General features: G+C 70.7%; 14 protein-coding genes, 1 tRNA gene and 2 pseudogenes. 7 read left to right on the forward strand and 10 right to left on the reverse strand.

Annotation, left to right across the window (positions count from 1 at the left end; all coding sequences use genetic code 11):
- Nucleotides 1–152 precede the first annotated feature (152 nt).
- From SH922_RS14075 to SH922_RS14085, 3 genes are all read left to right on the forward strand, one after another.
- Nucleotides 153–226, forward strand: a tRNA-Lys gene (locus tag SH922_RS14075).
- 548 nt (nt 227–774) lie between these two features.
- Complete coding sequence (locus tag SH922_RS14080) at nt 775–2,688, forward strand: glycosyltransferase (protein ID WP_393058306.1); 1,914 nt, start codon at nt 775–777, stop codon at nt 2,686–2,688.
- Nucleotides 2,685–4,619, forward strand: coding sequence for a galactose oxidase-like domain-containing protein (locus SH922_RS14085; RefSeq protein WP_393058307.1), 1,935 nt, complete (start codon nt 2,685–2,687; stop codon nt 4,617–4,619). The genes SH922_RS14080 and SH922_RS14085 overlap by 4 nt, the downstream gene beginning before the upstream one ends.
- A gap of 45 nt (nt 4,620–4,664) precedes the next feature.
- On the opposite strand, the gene SH922_RS14090 is transcribed toward SH922_RS14085, so the two are convergent.
- The 7 genes and pseudogenes from SH922_RS14090 to SH922_RS14120 form a co-directional block, all read right to left on the reverse strand.
- On the reverse strand, nt 4,665–5,705 hold the full coding sequence (locus SH922_RS14090) for a glycoside hydrolase family 6 protein (protein WP_393063560.1): 1,041 nt from the start codon (nt 5,703–5,705) through the stop codon (nt 4,665–4,667).
- A 353-nt stretch (nt 5,706–6,058) separates the two neighbouring features.
- Complete coding sequence (locus SH922_RS14095) at nt 6,059–6,814, reverse strand: class F sortase (protein ID WP_393058308.1); 756 nt, start codon at nt 6,812–6,814, stop codon at nt 6,059–6,061.
- A gap of 1 nt (nt 6,815) precedes the next feature.
- Nucleotides 6,816–7,376 carry a hypothetical protein gene (locus tag SH922_RS14100; RefSeq protein ID WP_393058309.1) on the reverse strand — a complete coding sequence of 187 codons (561 nt, stop codon included), beginning with the start codon at nt 7,374–7,376 and terminating at the stop codon, nt 6,816–6,818.
- Between the two features lie 124 nt (nt 7,377–7,500).
- Nucleotides 7,501–8,289, reverse strand: coding sequence for an HAD-IIA family hydrolase (locus tag SH922_RS14105; protein WP_393058310.1), 789 nt, complete (start codon nt 8,287–8,289; stop codon nt 7,501–7,503).
- 148 nt (nt 8,290–8,437) lie between these two features.
- Nucleotides 8,438–8,527 (reverse strand): annotated as a pseudogene (locus SH922_RS14110) (GntR family transcriptional regulator); the annotation flags it as partial.
- 108 nt (nt 8,528–8,635) lie between these two features.
- Nucleotides 8,636–9,847 carry a hypothetical protein gene (locus tag SH922_RS14115; protein ID WP_393058311.1) on the reverse strand — a complete coding sequence of 404 codons (1,212 nt, stop codon included), beginning with the start codon at nt 9,845–9,847 and terminating at the stop codon, nt 8,636–8,638.
- Between the two features lie 159 nt (nt 9,848–10,006).
- Nucleotides 10,007–11,170, reverse strand: a complete 1,164-nt coding sequence (locus SH922_RS14120; protein ID WP_393058312.1) for an ROK family protein — start codon at nt 11,168–11,170, stop codon at nt 10,007–10,009.
- 56 nt (nt 11,171–11,226) lie between these two features.
- On the opposite strand from SH922_RS14120, the gene SH922_RS14125 reads away from it, so the two are divergent.
- From SH922_RS14125 to SH922_RS14135, 3 genes and pseudogenes are all read left to right on the forward strand, one after another.
- The gene (locus tag SH922_RS14125) at nt 11,227–12,384 is read left to right on the forward strand and encodes a Gfo/Idh/MocA family oxidoreductase (RefSeq protein ID WP_393058313.1); all 1,158 of its coding nucleotides are present in this window, start codon (nt 11,227–11,229) and stop codon (nt 12,382–12,384) included.
- Nucleotides 12,381–12,860, forward strand: a complete 480-nt coding sequence (locus tag SH922_RS14130) for a heme-degrading domain-containing protein (protein WP_393058314.1) — start codon at nt 12,381–12,383, stop codon at nt 12,858–12,860. The genes SH922_RS14125 and SH922_RS14130 overlap by 4 nt, the downstream gene beginning before the upstream one ends.
- A 78-nt stretch (nt 12,861–12,938) precedes the next feature.
- Nucleotides 12,939–13,215, forward strand: a pseudogene (locus tag SH922_RS14135) (site-specific integrase); the annotation flags it as partial.
- Here SH922_RS14135 and SH922_RS14140 read toward each other — a convergent pair.
- Complete coding sequence (locus tag SH922_RS14140) at nt 13,173–13,991, reverse strand: MerR family transcriptional regulator (RefSeq protein ID WP_393058315.1); 819 nt, start codon at nt 13,989–13,991, stop codon at nt 13,173–13,175. The pseudogene SH922_RS14135 and the gene SH922_RS14140 sit on opposite strands and share 43 nt — an antisense overlap.
- Nucleotides 13,992–14,287: 296 nt before the next feature.
- On the opposite strand from SH922_RS14140, the gene SH922_RS14145 reads away from it, so the two are divergent.
- A complete protein-coding gene (locus SH922_RS14145) occupies nt 14,288–15,517 on the forward strand; it encodes a serine hydrolase domain-containing protein (RefSeq protein WP_393058316.1) in 1,230 nt (409 codons plus the stop codon).
- Nucleotides 15,518–15,827: 310 nt separating this feature from the next.
- Here SH922_RS14145 and SH922_RS14150 read toward each other — a convergent pair whose 3' ends face one another.
- Both SH922_RS14150 and SH922_RS14155 read right to left on the reverse strand, forming a co-directional pair.
- Nucleotides 15,828–16,688 (reverse strand): fumarylacetoacetate hydrolase family protein, encoded by an 861-nt coding sequence (locus SH922_RS14150; RefSeq protein ID WP_393058317.1) that lies wholly within the window; start codon nt 16,686–16,688, stop codon nt 15,828–15,830.
- Between the two features lie 136 nt (nt 16,689–16,824).
- Nucleotides 16,825–17,595 carry a YidC/Oxa1 family membrane protein insertase gene (locus SH922_RS14155; RefSeq protein ID WP_393058318.1) on the reverse strand — a complete coding sequence of 257 codons (771 nt, stop codon included), beginning with the start codon at nt 17,593–17,595 and terminating at the stop codon, nt 16,825–16,827.
- Between the last annotated feature and the right edge of the window lie 96 nt (nt 17,596–17,691).

The following is a 17,691-nucleotide window of genomic DNA, read 5'->3' on the forward strand; positions in this document are numbered from 1 at the left end:
GGCGCATCTGTACGGGCGTCAGTGTCTCAACTCTCCTGACATATCGCATTTTGACGGACAGAAGAGAAAAAACGACCATCCGACAGGCCGTGACGGAGGGGAAATGGTCAGGAGCACAGCCGGAGATCGGGTAGAGTTCTCCAGGTCAGCAGGCGCCGCTAGCTCAGTTGGTTAGAGCAGCTGACTCTTAATCAGCGGGTCCGGGGTTCGAGTCCCTGGCGGCGCACGCAGAGTCAAGGCCCCCTCACCACGCGTGAGGGGGCCTTGTTCGTTCTCCGTGCACATCACCGCCCCGCACAGGCGCCACTCGGTGACAATTTGCTCACGCACAGCCCACGCACGCCTGAAAGGCAAGCGCCCACCGGCCGGCCGACGGCGCGACGGCTCCCCGCGCACCCCCTCATACGCCTCCACACCACCTCTCCACAAGAGCCCCACGAATCGCGCATTTGAGCGGGTACTAACCCCTTTCACCCTTGCGATCGCGGCTGGGGTCGGCCAGTCTGTCTTAGGTTCATCGGCGCCAACCACGCCGGTGGGGCCCATAGTTGGGGGAAACGGAGGGCAATATTCCGGTTGTGTCCGATGCGAGGGGAAGGCGTCATGCACAAGCAAACGCCGAGCAGGCATCATGCAACCGGACGGGCGGCCTCGCCTGTCTCAGGCAAGTGACCCGCCACTGAACCGTCGGTCGCGCTCCAGGGGGACGCGCGGCGGACGAGACGAAACAACCGACCGACCACGCAGCCCCGCCTGCGTGCAGGGGGATGACCCATGACGTCGACGCCGCCAGGCGCCCGGCAGGACCACGACCCTTCCCGGACCACACAGCTTCGGATACCCCCGCAGCTGCGGACCGGGGGCCAGCGGCGGCGACAGAAGAAGGCGCTGCCTCGGTACGACTACGAGCACTACAGCCGGCTTGCCGGGCCTCTGACCCAGCCCGACCCCACCAAGCCGTACACCGTGAAGTACCGCTCGCTCCTCTCCCAGGAGCCCCACCGGATCCGGGCGGCACTCCTGCTGGGCGCCGCCCCGCTCGTGTCGCTCGGCCTCTTCGCCTGGCTGATGCAGCCCGAGCACTGGACCCAGCGCGACCCGAACCTCAAGAACGACACGCTGTTGATCCTCGACATCGTGATGCTGGTCTCGATCGGTCTGATCGAGCTCTTCCGCACCCTGAACGTCCTCTCCAACGCGCACGCCACGCTGGTGGCGCGCGATCCGGTCCCCGTCGTGCCGGAGACCGGCACCCGGGTCGCCTTCCTCACCTCCTTCGTCCCGGGCAAGGAGCCCCTGGAGATGGTGACGAAGACCCTGGAGGCCGCCGTCCGCATCCGCCACCGCGGGCTGATGCACGTCTGGCTGCTCGACGAGGGCGACGACCCGGCGGTGAAGGAGGTCTGCCGTCGGCTCGGCGTGCACCACTTCTCCCGCAAGGGCGTGGCGCACTGGAACCAGGCCAAGGGTCCGCACCGGGCGAAGACCAAGCACGGCAACTACAACGCCTGGCTCGACGCCCACGGTGACGCGTACGACTTCTTCGCATCGGTCGACACCGACCACGTCCCGATGCCCAACTACCTGGAGCGGATGCTCGGCTACTTCCGCGACCCGGATGTCGGCTTCGTCATCGGCCCACAGGTCTACGGCAACTACGACACCTTCGTCACCAAGGCCGCCGAGTCCCAGCAGTTCCTCTTCCACGCGCTGATCCAGCGCGCGGGCAACCGCTACGGCGCCCCGATGTTCGTCGGCACCAGCAACGCCGTACGGATCTCGGCCCTCAAACAGATCGGCGGTCTGTACGACTCGATCACCGAGGACATGGCGACCGGCTTCGAGATGCACCGCGCCCGCAATCCGCGCACCGGCCGCAAGTGGCGCTCGGTCTACACCCCGGACGTGCTGGCCGTGGGCGAGGGCCCGACCGCGTGGACGGACTTCTTCACCCAGCAGCTGCGCTGGTCGCGCGGGACGTACGAGACGATCCTCAAGCAGTACTGGAAGGGCTTCTTCTCCCTGCCCGCGGGCAAGCTCTTCAACTACACGATGATGATCATCTTCTACCCGATGTCCGCCATGAACTGGATTCTCGCGGCGCTCAGTTGCGCGCTGTTCCTGGGGATGGGCGCCTCGGGTGTGCAGATCGACCCGACCGTCTGGATGATGCTGTACGGCAACGCCTCGGCGCTCCAGATCGGCCTGTACATCTGGAACCGCCGGCACAACGTCTCGCCGCACGAGCCCGAGGGCTCCGGCGGTCTCGCCGGCATGATGATGTCCGCGCTCTCCGCGCCGGTCTACGCACGCTCCCTGATGGATGCCGTGCTGCGCCGCAAGAGCTCGTTCGTCGTGACGCCCAAGGGCGACTCCTCCAGCCCGGACACCCTCTTCGGGACCTTCCGCATCCACCTCTTCTTCATCCTCGTCTTCGCCGGCTCCATCGTGGCGTCCTTCGTCCTCGGCCACAGCCACCCGGCGATGCTCACCTGGGCCGCCCTGGCCCTGCTGATCACCGCGGCGCCGATCTTCGGCTGGCGGTACACGATGCGGGCCGAGAAGAAGAAGCGCCGCGCGGGCCCGCCGCCGGTGAGCGGACCTCCGGCACGCACCCAGCAGGACGGGCCCCACTGGGCCGGCAACGAACAGACCATGCAGATCGCCCTTGGGGGACGTAGACCATGAAGTACCGTCCGAGCCGCCGTACCCGCCGCATGGCGATCAGTACGGCGGTGGTTCTCGCGCTCGCGGGAGCGAACGGGCCGTGGCTGTACCGCTTCAGCACCGAGCGCTATCACGAGTACAAGATCAACACGTCGGACTACAAGGCGTCCAACGGCCACTGGGACTTCCTGGACGTCCCCTCCGAGTTCCGGATCAACACGATCCACGCGGCGCTGCTGCACACCGGCAAGGTGCTGCTCGTCGCGGGCTCGGGCAACAACCAGAAGAACTTCGACGCGAAGAGCTTCCGGTCGGTGCTGTGGGACCCGGAGACCAACGCCTTCAAGAACATCCCGACGCCCAAGGACATGTTCTGCGCCGGTCACACCCAACTGCCCGACGGCAGACTGCTCATAGCCGGCGGCACCAGGCGGTACGAGAAGCTTCAGGGCGACGTCACCAAGGCCGGCGGCCTGATGATCGTGCACAACGAGGACCCGGACAAGCCGATCACCCTGCCGGCGGGCACCCGGTTCACCGGCAAGGAGAACGGCAAGACCTTCGTCTCCAAGGACCCCGTGCTGGTGGAGAAGGCGACCAAGGTCTTCGACAGGAACACCGGCGCCTTCCTGCGCAACGATCCCGGGCTCGGCCGCATCTACGTCGAGGCGCAGCAGTCCGGTACGGAGCACGAGACGGGCACCGAGGACAACTACCGAATAGCGGGTCTGTCCGGCTCCGACACCCGCAACGTCTACGGGATCGCCCAGAAGCTGGCCCTCGACAAGAAGGACTTCCAGGGCATCCGTGAGGCCTACGAGTTCGACCCGGTGGCGGAGAAGTACATCACCGTCGACCCGATGAACGAGGCCCGCTGGTACCCGACGCTCACCACCCTGAAGGACGGCAAGGTCCTCGCGCTGTCCGGCCTGGACGAGATCGGGCAGATCGTCCCCGGCAAGGACGAGATCTACGACCCGGAGACCAGGAAGTGGGAGTACACCGGCATCGTCCGGAAGTTCCCCACGTATCCGGCGATCTTCCTCCTGAACGACGGCAAGCTCTTCTACTCCGGCTCGAACGCGGGCTACGGCCCCGCCACCGTGGGCCGCGACCCGGGCGTCTGGGACCTGGCGACGAACAGGTTCACCAGGATCCCCGGACTGAGCGACCCGGACAAGATGGAGACCTCGGCGACGGTACGGCTGCCCCCGGCCCAGGACGAGAGGTTCATGGTGATCGGCGGGGGCGGCGTCGGCGAGTCCGACAGGTCGAGCGGGAAGTCCCGGCTGGTCGATCTGAAGGACGCCGCCCCGGAGTTCAAGGACGGCGCCGCGCTCGACGAGGGCACCCGCTACCCCAGCGCGTCCCTGCTGCCCGACGACTCCCTGCTGGTCACCGGCGGCTCGAACGACTACCGCGGCCGCGGCGGCTCCGACGTGCTCCAGGCCCGGCTGTACGACGCGGAGTCGGACACGTACAAGCGGGTCGCCGACCCGGCGGTGGGCCGCAACTACCACTCGGGGTCCGTGCTCCTGCCCGACGGCCGGGTCATGATCTTCGGCTCCGACTCGCTCTACTCCGACAAGGCCAACACCCGGCCGGGCGTCTTCGAGCAGCGCATCGAGATCTACACCCCGCCGTACCTGTACCGCGGCTCCCGGCCCGAGCTGACCGCCGGACCGAAGAGGATCGAGCGCGGCGGCACGGCGGTGTTCACCAGCAACCGGGCCCCGTCCATCAAGTCGGCGAAGCTGATGCGGCCGAGCGCGGTCACCCATGTCACGGACACCGACCAGCGCTCGGTGGCGCTGGACCTGAAGCAGACGGACGGCGGGATCTCGGTGACGGTGCCGAAGAACCGGGCGCTGGTGCCGTCGGGCTGGTACATGCTGTTCGTCACCGACGGCAGGGGCACACCGTCCGAGGGGATGTGGGTGGAGGTGCCGTAGACCTTGTTCCTTCCAGGGGCGGACGCTCCTGGAAGGAACAAGGCGTCAGCTCGTGCGGCGGGCCAGCCCGAGTGCGTATTCGGGCCACCACGCGCCCGCTTTCGGGCCGCCCCGGCAGTCGCCGTCGGACTCGCCCGGCCGCTTGATCCAGAGGTACGCGTCGACCAGCTCGTCGCCCGTGGACGCCGTCGGCGTCTCGCCGAGGGCCCGTCCCGGCGGGTTGCACCAGTTCTCCTCGGGGGAGCCGCCGGTGTACGGGCCGTTGCCGTTGCGGCTGGTGTCGATCACGAAAGGCTTGTCGCCGACCTTCGCCGAAAGCTGCTTGCCGAACTCCCGGCTGACCGCGGTGGTCTGGAAGTTGGAGACGTTGACCGCGAACCCGTCGGCCGCGCCGATGCCCGCCTGCTGCAGGGGCTGGAACAGTGCGTCCGGGGTGTGCCAGCCCGCGTTGCCCGCGTCCAGGTAGACGCGGGTGTCCGGCACCTTCTTGAGCCGCTCCACCGCGCCCTTGAGCAGGTCGTAGCGCTCCTCGTGGAACTCCTGCGGGGTGCACCCGTCGACCAGGTGCAGCACCGCGTCCGGCTCCAGGATCACGGTCGCGCCCCGGTCGCCGATGCCCTTGGCGACACCCTCCAGCCAGGCGCGGTACGCGTCGCCGTCGGCGGCGCCGCCCTTGGAGAACTGCCCGCAGTCGCGGTGCGGGATGTTGTAGAGGACCAGCACCGCCTCGCGGCCGGCCTTCTCGGCCGCCTCCGTGAAGCCCTTCGCCTCGGCCTCCGGATTGTCCGGGCCGATCCACTCGCCGACCGGCTGTCGCGCGATCCGGCGGATCAGGGCGGCGTCCTTCTCGTTGCCGTCCCCGGTGTAGCGGGCGACCTGCCGGGCGGCGTTCCCGTCGGGGTTGACCCAGTACGGATCGCTGCCCTTGGGCTGCTGCCCGATGGCCGCCGGGTTCTTCCCCCCACCGGAGCCGCCCTCGCCGTCGCCGTCGTCGGAAGAGCTGCATCCCGCGAGCAGGAGCGCGGCGCCGGCCGCGGCCGCGCACACCCCCCGCATGCCGAACCGGCCGTTGTGGCTGCCGTACATCCGCTCCCCCTCCGGTGCGACGGCGGTGCACTGTCGCATCGCCGTCCATCCTGGCACAGGGCCCGGTACCGGCCCGGCCTCTCACGACTTCGTCGAGGAGCCGTTACGCCGGGTTCACCACACTCTGACCGGCCCGCCCGCGTGCGGAGGGTGACCGGTTATCGACGTAACGTCAGAAACGCTCTGTGCGCCGGGAGTTCGCGCCCCTACAGTGGGGCGTGCGGCGGACCCGGACGCCACCGACCTCCCGTGTCCGCGCCGGGCCACTCCCGCGGCCCGCGCCCCGCGGTCGAGGACCGGCCCGGCCGGCGCCCGGAGAACCGGGCAGCCGGCCGGGCCGGATACCGAAGAGATCAGCCGCCGCTCGGCGCGTCCGCCTTCCGGCCCGCCGCCCCACGAGCCTGCGGTCCGGCCTGCTCCCGCGCCTCCTCCTGTGCCTTCTCCCGTGACTTCTCGCCCGTCAGGTAGGCAGAGACGACCACGTTCGCCGTGTACGACTTCGACGCACGGTCGTACGTCCCGCCGCAGGTGATCAGCCGGAGTTCGGCCCGGCCGTCCTTGCGGGGCCCGTACGCCTTCCGGGCGTTGAAGCGTTCGCGGGTGAAGACCTGGACGTCGTCGATGGTGAACTCGGCGACGGTGCCGTCGGTCCGGGTCACCTCGACCTTGGCACCGGGGCGGGCCGCGCTGAGCCCGTAGAAGACGGCCGGCTTGGTCTCGGTGTCGACGTGGCCGACGAAGAGGGCCGGACCCTTGGCGCCGGGCTCGGTGCCGCTGCCGTACCAGCCGACCGTCTGGGGCGTGTCGAAGGACGGCGGCTCGATCGCCCCCTCCTTGTCCAGTCCCCGCGAGACGACGGGGGCCCGGATCCCGATCGACGGGACCTCGACGCTCCGCGGCGCGACACCCTCGATCGGGTCGTGGGCCGGGGGCAGTGGCACGCCGAGGGGACGCCCGACCGCGGCGACGTCGCCGGTGGTCGGGGCGGAACTGGCTCCGGAACCACCGGTGATCCCGCGACCCCAGAGCCAGAGGCCCAGCAGCAGCACGGCCCAGGCCACTCCGGTGAGCAGCCTGCCGTGCCCCGCCGAGCGGTCCGAGGCGGACACGTCAGTCGGCGGCCGGGCGGCGGCGCCGCACGCTGCGGAAGGCGACGGCGACGGCCGCGACGGCGGCCAGAGCGAGGCCGACCACCGCGTGGACGGTGCCGGGGCCTTCCTGCTGGGCGGCCTGGTCGGCGAGTACCGCGGTGCCTCCGCCACCCGCGCGGACCGGGGCGACGGGCATGGGCCGGCTGCGGTGGACGACGGTCAGGACGGTGGACGCCTTGGCGTGCTTGTCGCCCTTGCACACCACCTGGACGTCGTAGTCGCCGGGCTCGGCGTCGGAGCGGACCCGGGCCTCCGCGAAGAGCGTCCGGTCGTCACCGGGCGAGAAGCGCGCCTCGGAGACGAAGGCGTCGGAGCTCCCCTTGGCCTCCTTGCCCTTGCAGCCGTCGACCTCGAGGTCGACCTCGCCGCCAGGGGAGACGGAGGACGGGGAGACGGTGAGCGTGACCCGGGACCGTGAGTCCTCGTGGTCGGAGTCGGAATTGGCCAGTGCGACGGAAGCGGGCATCAGGGTCGCCGCGGCCACCGCGGCGGCACAGAACGTGAGGGGTATTGAACGCATCGTGAACCTCCTTATGGCAGGTTCACGCGTGCCGCGGCTTTCCGCATCCGCAGGGGGCCGGACGCTGGGCCGGTGGAGTGCGGGGAAGCGGCCGTACGGGCCCGCTCCCCCGCCGGGAACCGGGTCAGCCCGCCTCGACGAGGTTGACCAGGTCGGCGATGGAGTCGACGACCGTGGACGGCCGGAACGGGTACTTGTCGATGTCCGCCACCGTGGTGAGCCCGGTCAGCACCAGGAAGGTCTGCATGCCCGCCTCCAGACCGGCCAGCACATCGGTGTCCATCCGGTCGCCGATCATGGCGCTGGACTCCGAGTGGGCGCCGATCGCGTTGAGCCCGGTGCGCATCATCAGGGGATTGGGCTTGCCCGCGAAGTACGGGGCCTTGCCGGTCGCCTTGGTGATGAGGGCGGCGACGGAGCCCGTCGCGGGCAGCGGGCCCTCGGCGGACGGGCCGGTCTCGTCCGGGTTGGTGCAGATGAAGCGGGCGCCGCCGTTGATCAGCCGGATCGCCTTGGTGAGCGCCTCGAACGAGTACGTACGCGTCTCGCCGAGGACCACGTAGTCGGGCTCGTGGTCGGTGAGGACGTAGCCGATGTCGTGGAGCGCGGTGGTGAGCCCCGCCTCGCCGATGACGTACGCCGTACCGCCGGGCCGCTGGTCGTCCAGGAACTGGGCGGTGGCGAGCGCGGAGGTCCAGATGTTCTCGACGGGGACGTCGAGGCCCATGCGCTTCAGCCGGGCGTGCAGGTCGCGCGCGGTGTAGATCGAGTTGTTGGTGAGGACCAGGAAGGGGAGCCCCGAGTCCCGCAGCCTCTTGATGAAGGCATCGGCGCCGGGGATCGGCGTCCCCTCGTGGATGAGGACTCCGTCCATGTCGGTGAGCCAGGACGAGATCGGCTTGCGCTCTGCCATGTGGGACTCCAGTTGCCGTACGCCAGGTGCGGGGACGCCGGCGGCACCGCGTTGTGCAGCGCCGACGTCCCCGATTTTAGGCTGTCCGTTCGACCGGAAGGTACTGCCTGATCATGCTCGTGATCGTGGCGGGTCCGCGCAGGACGGGCCTTGCCGCGCAGTACCGGGGGATACGGCCGCGCTCCGGGATGCCGGAGCGGATGGGTGCGCCAGGTGCCTGGTCATGCGGGTGGTCCACGGACCGATGGTGGCAGGCAGACGTGAACACCGGTGTCGCGGCGGTACTCGACGGCCGGAAGCCGGCGGTGCGGGGCGGCTCGCTGCCGACCGGGGGCTCTCGTTCGGATCAGTGCGGGGCTCGGCGCGTCCTGCGCGCCCTGATGACGACGGCTCCGCCGCCGATCAGGAGACCGGAGACGGTGAGGGCGGACAGCGGGACCGGTACGGAGATCCCGGTCCTGGCGAGTTCCGGAACTCCGGCCGGGTCACGGCCGGGTGCGAGCGGGCGCGGGGTGCCGGTGGTTCCGGTGGTGGGGTTGGAGTCGGGCCTGGCGGGGACTCGGCCGTCGCCCTTCGTCTCCTTGCCCACCTCGCCGGCCTCGCGGCCGTCGCCCTTCGTCTCCTTGCCCGCCTCCCCGGTCTCACGGCCGTCGCCCTCCGTCTCCTTGCCCGCCTCCCCGGTCTCACGGCCGTCGCCCTCCGTCTCCTTGCCCACCTCGCCGGTCTCATCGGGTACGTCGCTCGTGCCGTCGTCCGTCCCGGTCCCGCTGCCGTCGTCCTCGACCACGGTGAACGGGTAGTCCGCGGACTCACCGACCCACTCCCCGTCGAGGCTCTTGCTCGCGGCGTCGCTGTCGTCGCGGCTGCTCTCGCTGCGCTGCCGCTGGACGATCGCGGCGTTCGCGGTGATCCGGCCGGGGCTGGTGTCGGAGGTGAACGCCAGCCTGACCTGGACGGTGACGGTCCGGCCGGCCGGCACGGTGAAGCCGGCGAAGGAGTCGTCGCCCTCGCCGCCGAAGACGCCGATGTGCTCGTCGCGGTCGGTCGTCTCCCAGCTGACGCGGTGTTCGACGCCGGGGTGGGCGCGTTCGGAGAACTCCAGTTGGATCTGGTCGGAGGTCAGTGCGCGGTCCTCGTCGGTGAGGACCAGGACCGGGTGGATGGCATTGCAGGGCTCGGCGGTGGTGTTGGTCAGGTCCAGGAACCAGGTGCCGTAGCCACCGCCCGAGGCGTAGGTGTCCGGGCCGCCGTGGATACGGGTGTCGATCGGGAAGTCCGCGGCCCCCGGGTCACCGCAGGCGGGCCTTTGGTCGGCGGTGACGGAGCCCGGTAGGGAGGCGGGGGCGAGGCCGGAGGCCGGGGTGGCTGCCGTGTTGCGTTGCGGGGCTGCGGACGCGGCCGCGGGGCCGCCGAGCACGACGGCGGGCATGACGCTCGCCGCGGCCAGCCCGAGCACGAGACCGTGCCGGGGCCGGCTGCCCGCAGGGGGCGGCGACGGCGGGCGCGCCGGGACGGAGGGTTCGGGGGAAGGGGTCGCCGGGGGCGGTGTGGGGGGCATCGTGGGGCAGCCTTCACTTCTCGACTTCTCGCGGAAACGGACGGCTCGCCCCGGGCCCCGGAGTTCACCGGTTCGATGGGTGACGCTGCCACGCGGGCAGGGGCCGCTCGCCGCAGACATGCCGACGGCCCGCCCGCCCGGCCGCGCCGAATCGCTCGATCAGCCCAGTTCCGTACGGTCGGGGAGCGGTCCGGGGACATCTGCCCGCAGATCGCCGCCTCCCCCGTCCGCGCCGCCGACGCGGCCGAACAGCGGCGCGAGGATCAGCTGCGCCGCCCCTTCGGCGACCGGCCGGTCCCCGCCGCCGGCGGCGACGACCGGTACCGGCATCCCGTCGGACCCGTCGCGCCGGGCCCGTTCGTCGAGCACCGCGCGTACCCCTCGGACGTACGCGTCGGGGTCGGCGGCGACGGTGCGCCCGCCCAGCACCACCCGGTCGATGTCGAGCAGCCCGACCAGGTTGGCGGCGCCCGTCCCGAGCACCCGTGAGGCCTCGGCGATGTCGCCCCGCTCGACGGCGGCCAGGCAGAGCGCCTCGATGCAGCCGCGTCCGCCGCAGCTGCACAGGACCCCGTCCAGCTGGACGGTCTGGTGGCCGAACTCCCCCGCTCCGGTGCGGGCCCCGCGGTGCACCGCCCCGCCGAGCACCAGTCCGGAGCCGAGGCCGGTGCCCAGGTGGAGATAGGCGAAGTCGGCGGGGCCGGGCTCCTGGAGGGCGAGGCCGAGGGCGGCGGCGTTGGTGTCCTTGTCGATGACGACGGGCAGCCCGGTCCGCGCGGCCAGGACCTCCCGGAGCGGGTAGCCGTCCCACTGCGGGAACCCGGTGACGCGGTGCAGGACCCCGCCCCGGTGGTCGAGGGGCCCCGGCACGGCGACCCCCACCCCGAGCACCGGCAGCGCACCGTCGCCCCGCACCGCGGCGACCGCCCCGGCCGCCGCCCCGAGCACCTCGTCCGCCGGGGCGCCGAGGTCGAGCAGGGCCGTACGGCTCGCGGCCACCGAGCCTGCGAGGTCGACGAGCACCACGGTCAGCTCGTCGCGGTCCAGGTGCAGCCCCACCGCGTGACCGGCGTCCGGCACCAGCCGCAGCACGGTCCGCGGCTTGCCGCCCGTCGAGGCGCGGCGGCCCGCCTCGGCGGCCAGGCCCTCGGCCCGCAGCCGGGCGGTGATCTTGCTGACGGCCTGCGGGGTGAGCCCGGTGCGCCCGGCGAGTTCGAGCCGGCTGATGCCGCGCTCGCCCGCCGCCCGCAGCAGGTCCAGCACGAGCGCCGCGTTGTGGCTGCGCAGTGCCGGCAGGTTCGCGCCGCTGTTACTCCTGTTCACGGACCCATTGTCTCCCGCGCTTGCACTTTGGCAACAGCGTTGCCAAAGTGGAACGCATGACTGACCACGCGACTCACGAGACCTCCGGATCGTCCGGGACCCCCCTGCGTGTCGGACTCGTCGGCTACGGCCTGGCGGGTTCCGTCTTCCACGCCCCGCTGATCGCCGCGACCGAGGGCCTCGTCCTGGACACGGTCGTCACGTCGAACGAGGAGCGCCGGGAGCAGGCCCGTGCCGAGTTCCCCGGTGTGCGGTTCGCCGCATCGCCGGAAGAGCTGTGGCAGCGCGCGGACGAGCTCGACCTGATCGTGATCGCGTCGCCGAACAAGACCCACGTCCCGATCGCGACGGCCGCGCTGAAGGCCGGTCTGCCGGTGGTCGTGGACAAGCCGATTGCCGGTACGGCCGCCCAGGCCCGGGAGCTGGCCGCCCTGGCCGAGGAGCGCGGTCTGCTGCTCTCGGTCTTCCAGAACCGTCGCTGGGACAACGACTTCCTCACCCTGCGCTCACTGATCGCGGACGGTGAGCTGGGCGAGGTGCAGCGCTTCGAGTCGCGTTTCGAGCGGTGGCGCCCGCAGCCGAAGGGCGGCTGGCGCGAGTCGGGCGACCCCGAGGAGATCGGCGGGCTCCTGTACGACCTGGGCAGCCATGTCGTCGACCAGGCACTGGCCCTGTTCGGTCCGGCGGTCCAGGTGTACGCGGAGTCGGACGTACGCCGTCCGGGCGCGGCAGCCGACGACGACACCTTCCTGGCGATCACCCATGCGAACGGGGTCCGCTCGCATCTGTACGTCAGCGCGACGACCGCCCAGCTCGGTCCGCGCTTCCGGGTGCTCGGGTCGGCCGCCGGCTATGTGAAGTACGGCCTCGACCCCCAGGAGGCCGCCCTGCGCGAGGGTGCGCGCCCGTCGGCGGACGGTCCGTGGGGCGTGGAGGACGAGGCGCTGTGGGGCCGGCTCGGTTCGGGCGAGTCCCCGCTCACGGGCGGCGGCACCCCGGTCCGTACGCTGCCGGGCGACTACCCCGCGTACTACGCGGCGGTCACCGACGCGCTGCGCGGAAGGGGCGAGAATCCCGTGACCGCCCTCCAGGCCGCAGCCGCGCTGGACGTCCTGGAGGCCGCCCGCCGCTCCGCCCGCGACGGGGTCACGGTCGCCCTGCCCACGGCATCCGCACCCGCCGCCGCTCACGCCACCGAGGAGCAGACCGCATGAACCCCACCGCTCCGACCATTTCCGAGCTGATCGCCCAGGAGCGCCGGCTGACGCTGCCGCACTTCGGCTACGACGACGCGTACGCGCTCGGCGGTCTGCTCGTCACCCTGGCCCGGGAAAGGCACGCCCCGGTCGCGATCGACATCCGGCGCGGGGCCCAGCAGCTGTTCCATGCCGCGCTGCCGGGTTCGAGCGCGGACAACGACGCGTGGATCGACCGCAAGCGCAAGGTCGTCGAGCGGTACGGCGAGAGCTCCTACCTGGTCGGGACGCGGTTCCGGGCCAAGGGGACGACGTTCGACGAGGCCTCGCGCCTGGACCCGGACACGTACGCCGCGCACGGCGGTTCGTTCCCGATCGCGGTCGAGGGCGCGGGCGTCATCGGCTCGGTCACGGTGTCGGGGCTGCCCCAGGCGGAGGACCACGCACTGGTGGTCGAGGCGCTGGAGCAGTTCGCGACGAAGATCAGCGACTGAGCGGGGCGGGCCCTCCGGCTCGCACGGAGGGGTGGGCGCCGCCACCCACCCCTCCCGCCTTGACGCGTCCAGCGCGTGCGCTGCGCGATTCGGGTTGAGGAACATCTGCGGGAGAAGACGCTGTGGCGGATGCTCTAAGAGACCACTGCCCGCGCGAAGGAGATCCTGGGCGTCAGCGTCGAGGAGCTGGACCTCGCCGGGCCCCGGGCCCCGGTGAAGGGCGAGGGCACCCGCTCTCGTACGCGTCGCCGCGGTGCTATCGCGTACGCGTCGCCGCGGTGCTGTCCGCAAGGACTTCGTCCTGGAGACGGTCTACGGGGACGCCGGTACTGGCCGGCTGTTGCCCCGACTGCTCAACTGACGCGGAACGGCGATGCCGGCTGCGCGCAGGTTCGCCTCGACCAGCGTGTTCAACCGGGCGATGGACGGTGACTGGTCTTCCCGGTGGTGGTTGACCATTGCGTACCGGGAGGCGGCGTCGGACTGGTCGTGAAACCCGGTCGGCATCGCCAGCAGCGCGCGGTTGGTCAGCAGTTTGTCGGCCAGCGTGGACGCCAGCTCCTCGATCCGCGGGTCGTCCGGATCCCAGGACCTCGCATCCCAACCACGCTTGGTCAGCTCGACGAACTCGGGATCGTCGAGCGAATGTTCAAGCCGGGTCAGGAAGCTGTCGAAGATCTCCGGGACCAGCGCTCGGGCCAGCACCAGAGCCTCCCGTTGACCGGCCACGTAGTCGGGACTGAAGCCGAGTTCGGCGAGTCGGTCCAAGACCGTGCAGGCTCGGTCGGGCAGCAGGGCCCGGTCGCCGTGGTCGAGACGGTGCAGCCTGTCGCGGCGCGCGATCAGGTCTTCGATCCGTTCGGTGAGCTGGTGATGGACGTCGTCCAGCGTGGCGGCGAACGTCTTGGGATCGGCGTCGAGCAGGTCACCGATCTCGGCCAGCGGCACGCCGGCCGCGGCCAGGGTCCGGACCTGGACCAGCCGGAACAACTCGCCCGATCGGTAACGGCGGTAGCCGGAACCGTCGCGTTCCGGCTCGGCGACCAGGCCGAGCCGGTGATAGTGCCGCACGGTCTTGATCGTGACCCCGACGAACGCCGCCGCCTGACCGATCGTGAGCCCGTCTGCCATCGGCTCGGCGCACCTCCAGCTCGTGGGCGGCTGCGGTCTCGCGAACCGCGTCAGCGACGGCCGGGAAGCCCGGACGATCACAGGGGCGAGGATAGCGCGCACCGGTTCCAGCCCATCCCCCCTGCCACCGAGAAGAACCGGAACACCTGCGGCCGGTGCCGGTCAACCTCCTGACAGCGACAGGGGGTTGACCTTGACCTTGGGTCAAGGACGCAGGCTCTTCACATGGCCGCTCGAAGGGCCAGGCAGCCACCGAGGCCGCCGTGGGAACCAACTCCGTGAACAGGGGATTCATCATGGGAACAAGCAACAGCGGCTTCTCCGAAGCGGGGCTGCGCCGACTGCGCGAGGTGCTGGCCGGGCATGTCGAGTCCAAGAGGATTCCCGGCCTTGTCGCGCTGGTCAGCCGCGGCGGCCAGACACACGTCGAAGCGATCGGGACGATGCGTCATGACGGTGGCTCGCCGATGCGCCGGGACACGATCTTCCGGATGGCGTCCACGTCCAAACCGGTCACGATGGCGGCGGCGATGATCCTGCTTGACGAGTGTCGGCTGCGGCTGGACGACCCGGTGGATCAGTGGCTGCCCGAACTCGCTGACCGGCAGGTGTTGAAGCGGCCCGACGGACCGCTGGACGACACCGTGCCGGCACAGCGGCCGATCACCGTACGGGACCTGCTGACCTCCACGTTCGGGCTCGGAGTGGACTTCGAGTCGATGGCTTCCCCGATCAGGGCCGCGACCTTCGAGCGTCTCGACTACAGCGTGGCATCCGGGCCGGCGCCCGAGCCGGACGAGTGGATGCGCCGCCTCGGCGAGTTGCCGCTGCAGTACCAACCCGGAGTGCGGTGGCAGTACGACCTCAGCAACGAGGTGGTCGGTGTACTTGTCTCCAGGGTCACGGGACAGTCGTTGGAGACGTTCCTGCGGACACGCGTCCTCGATCCGCTGGGGATGAAGGACACCGCCTTCCACGTGCCCGCCGACAAGATCGACCGACTGCCGCCCCTGTACGGGCCCGACCCTCGGACCGGCGAGTTCGTCGTGTGGGACGAGGCGGCGGGGGGAAGGTCCAGCGCGCCTCCCGCGTTCCAGGGCGCCGGAGGCGGGCTGGTCTCCACCGCCGACGACTACCACGCCTACTTCCAGATGCTGCTGAACCACGGGATGCACGGGAGTGAACGGATCTTGTCCCGGGCCGCCGTCGAGCTGATGACCACCAACCGCCTCTCGCCCGGGCAGCTGGCCGCCCGGGATGCCATGTTCAGCAACGTCGCCCACCTGTCGTCCGGCCAGGGGTCGAGCGGAGGCTGGGGCTTCGGGATGGCGGTGCGCACCTATCGCGGCGACTACGCGCCCATCGGCCAGTTCGGCTGGTTCGGCGGTACCGGCACCACCGCCTACGCAGACAGGACCAACCAGCTCACCGGAGTCCTGCTCACCCAGGTCGGACTGTCCACCCCGGATTCGCCGCGTGCCATGAACGACTTCTGGACCACGCTCTACCAGGCCACCACCGACTGACAACGAGCTCGACCGTTACTTCGCGGCTGGGGCCAGAGACAGGAGCCCGTGGCCGGCGCCGGGCGTCCTGAGTGACGGCGGCGTCCCTGCACCTCGTGTCGAAGAGCACCAGCGCGGACGGCCGGTGTCCGTTCCGATGTTCCTCGACCCCCGAATCGAGCTCAGCCAATTCACGAATCAAGCCGGGCCCGGCAAGATCAAGCCCGTCCGGGGCTTGAAGACGTCCTTCCGTCTTCTCAGCCCGTCCGGCACTTGAGGACAAAGCGGCCCCCCCCCGGGCGCACCCGGGACCAAAGGACCGCCCCGCCCCCTACGCCCCCTTCAGCTCCTGGCGCTGCCGGCCCAGGCCCGCGATCTCCAGCTCCACGACATCTCCGGCCCGCAGATACGGCTTCGGCTCGGGCTGCCCCATCGCGACTCCGGCCGGCGTACCGGTGTTGATCACGTCGCCCGGGTAGAGCGTCATGAAGTGGCTCAGGTAGCGCACGACCTCGCCGACGGGGAAGATCTGGTCGGCCGTCGTGCCGTTCTGCTTCAGCTCGCCGTTGACCCAGAGCTTCATCGGCAGGGCCTGCGGGTCGGCGACCTCGTCGGCCGTCACGAGCCAGGGCCCCAGCGGGTTGAACGTCTCGCAGTTCTTGCCCTTGTCCCAGGTGCCGCCGCGCTCGATCTGGAACGCGCGCTCGGAGACGTCGTGCGCCACCGCGTATCCGGCGACGTGCGCGAGCCCTTCCTCCGCGGAGTCCAGGTACCGGGCGGTGCGCCCGATGACGACGGCGAGCTCGACCTCCCAGTCGGTCTTCTCGCTGCCGCGCGGCACGAGCACGGTGTCCTCGGGGCCGACGACCGTGTCCGGCGCCTTGAAGAACAGGATCGGCTCACCCGGGATCTGGGCGCCGGTCTCCGTGGCGTGGTCGTGGTAGTTCAGCCCGATGCACACGATCTTGCCGATCCGGGCGAGCGGCGGACCCACCCGCAGCCCCTCGGCGTCGAGCGCGGGCAGCTCCCCGGGCGCGGCCGCGGCGGCCCGCACCCGGGCGAGCGCGTCCTCGTCGGCGAGCAGCGCGCTGTCGATGTCGGTGACGATCCCCGACAGGTCACGCAGGGTTCCGTCCTCGTCCAGCAGCGCCGGTCGTTCCGCGCCTGCCGTACCCACACGAAGCAGCTTCAACGGTCTTTCTCTCCTTGGTCGGGATCGGGCCCGCCGGATGGGTTGCGGCCATCGCAGGCTTGTCCGATGCTCCAAGACATCCGATCACTCCGCAAGACCCTGTTCACACACTGGACCGGCGCACTCGCGTCCTGGATTACGCCGCCGTGGCCATGGCGGCGCCCGCGGCGGGCATGTCGCGGTACAGGTAGGCCCGCTCGATCGCGGTCCAGGTGGTGCTCGTGACGACGTACAGCGCGGCGGCCAGCGGCACGAAGGCCACGGTGAAGAGCGTGAAGAAGGACATCAGCGGCATCACCTTGGTCATCGCACCCATGCCCGGGACCGGCTGTCCGTCGGGGCCGGCGGCCGGGGTGACGGGGTTGGCGGCCATCTGGCGCTTGGTCCGCCCGTAGTTGAACGTGGCGACGGCGGCGACGATCACGAACAGCCCCACGTACACGAGGCCCTGCGCCCCGAACATCCCGCCGTCCGCGAGTGCGTCGCGCCAGCGCTCGCCGAGCGGGGCGCCGAAGAGCTGGTGGCCGAGGAGTTCGTTGGCCTCGTCGCCGATCTTCGTACTGGAGAAGAGGTGGTAGAGCAGGAAGAAGGCCGGCATCTGCAGGAGGCTCGGCAGACAGCCGGAGAGCGGGGAGACCTTCTCCTCCTTGTGCAGCTCCATGAGCGCCTTCTGCATCCGCTCGGGGTTCTTCTTGTGCTTCTTGCGCAGTTCGGCGATCTGCGGCTGGAGCCGGCGCTGAGCCTTCTGTCCGCGCGCCGCGGCCCGGGACAGGGGGTGCACGGCGAGTCGTACAAGTGCGGTGAACAGGATGATCGCGGCGGCCGTGGACGCGTCCTGGAAGAGCGGGTGGAGCAGGTCGGCGAGGGCGCCGACCAGGCTGGCGAATGCGGACATGAAGGCGGACATGGATGAGCCCTCCGGGGGTCTCGTCGTGCCGGGAAGTGGATCAGCTTCGGCATGACGATCCGCGCGGGGCGCCCTGCGTGCGCGCACATGGCGTAC

Source organism: Streptomyces sp. LN549 (assembly GCF_043203805.1).
Lineage (GTDB): Bacteria > Actinomycetota > Actinomycetes > Streptomycetales > Streptomycetaceae > Streptomyces.

What these genes read in the sequence shown, in the direction of transcription:
- SH922_RS14080 (WP_393058306.1), top strand. Translation starts at nt 775, where the DNA reads ATGACGTCGACGCCGCCAGGCGCCCGGCAGGACCACGACCCTTCCCGG.
- SH922_RS14085 (WP_393058307.1), top strand. Translation starts at nt 2,685, where the DNA reads ATGAAGTACCGTCCGAGCCGCCGTACCCGCCGCATGGCGATCAGTACG.
- SH922_RS14090 (WP_393063560.1), bottom strand. Translation starts at nt 5,705, where the DNA reads ATGTACGGCAGCCACAACGGCCGGTTCGGCATGCGGGGGGTGTGCGCG.
- SH922_RS14100 (WP_393058309.1), bottom strand. Translation starts at nt 7,376, where the DNA reads ATGCGTTCAATACCCCTCACGTTCTGTGCCGCCGCGGTGGCCGCGGCG.
- SH922_RS14105 (WP_393058310.1), bottom strand. Translation starts at nt 8,289, where the DNA reads ATGGCAGAGCGCAAGCCGATCTCGTCCTGGCTCACCGACATGGACGGA.
- SH922_RS14115 (WP_393058311.1), bottom strand. Translation starts at nt 9,847, where the DNA reads ATGCCCCCCACACCGCCCCCGGCGACCCCTTCCCCCGAACCCTCCGTC.
- SH922_RS14125 (WP_393058313.1), top strand. Translation starts at nt 11,227, where the DNA reads ATGACTGACCACGCGACTCACGAGACCTCCGGATCGTCCGGGACCCCC.
- SH922_RS14130 (WP_393058314.1), top strand. Translation starts at nt 12,381, where the DNA reads ATGAACCCCACCGCTCCGACCATTTCCGAGCTGATCGCCCAGGAGCGC.
- SH922_RS14140 (WP_393058315.1), bottom strand. Translation starts at nt 13,991, where the DNA reads ATGGCAGACGGGCTCACGATCGGTCAGGCGGCGGCGTTCGTCGGGGTC.
- SH922_RS14145 (WP_393058316.1), top strand. Translation starts at nt 14,288, where the DNA reads ATGGGAACAAGCAACAGCGGCTTCTCCGAAGCGGGGCTGCGCCGACTG.
- SH922_RS14155 (WP_393058318.1), bottom strand. Translation starts at nt 17,595, where the DNA reads ATGTCCGCCTTCATGTCCGCATTCGCCAGCCTGGTCGGCGCCCTCGCC.